This is a genomic window from Pseudoalteromonas sp. P1-26, assembly GCF_001401795.1.
Classification (GTDB): domain Bacteria; phylum Pseudomonadota; class Gammaproteobacteria; order Enterobacterales; family Alteromonadaceae; genus Pseudoalteromonas.
On record NZ_LKDX01000134.1, the window covers coordinates 1 to 537 of the forward strand.

Sequence of the window (537 nt, forward strand, 5' to 3'; positions counted from 1 at the left end):
CTATCAGCTATCAGCTATCAGCTATCAGCTATCAGCTATCAGCTATCAGCTATCAGCTATCAGCTATCAGCTATCAGCTATCAGCTATCGAAAATCTTCCATGTAGTTATTCTCTTATACAAGAACTTATTATTCTTATTCGCGCGAAATAAATTTCACGCCTACGGTACCGGGTTTAGCCATAGCAATGTGCGGGCACAATCTAACTTTACTCTTTCCCCTTGCTAACTCGCTAACTTATGTATTTAAAACCTGAAAGCTGATAGCTCTTATGTTCATCGCGCGAAATAAACTTCACATCTACAGGATGTAAAATCGTGATTTGGAGGGACAGAAACAAAAAAGCCTCGCGATTGCGAGGCTTTGAATCAATGGTGCCCAGAGGCGGAATCGAACCACCGACACGAGGATTTTCAATCCTCTGCTCTACCGACTGAGCTATCTGGGCAAAATAAATGGTGCCGACTATCCGAGTTGAACGGATGACCTACTGATTACAAGTCAGTTGCTCTACCAACTGAGCTAAGTCGGCACACT

The 537-nt window shown here is 43.2% G+C and carries 2 tRNA genes; both read right to left on the reverse strand.

Features of this window, described 5'->3' with window-relative positions:
- Nucleotides 1-372 precede the first annotated feature (372 nt).
- Nucleotides 373-448, reverse strand: a tRNA-Phe gene (locus tag AN394_RS21250).
- 8 nt (nt 449-456) lie between these two features.
- Nucleotides 457-532: transfer RNA gene (locus tag AN394_RS21255), tRNA-Thr, on the reverse strand.
- Between the last annotated feature and the right edge of the window lie 5 nt (nt 533-537).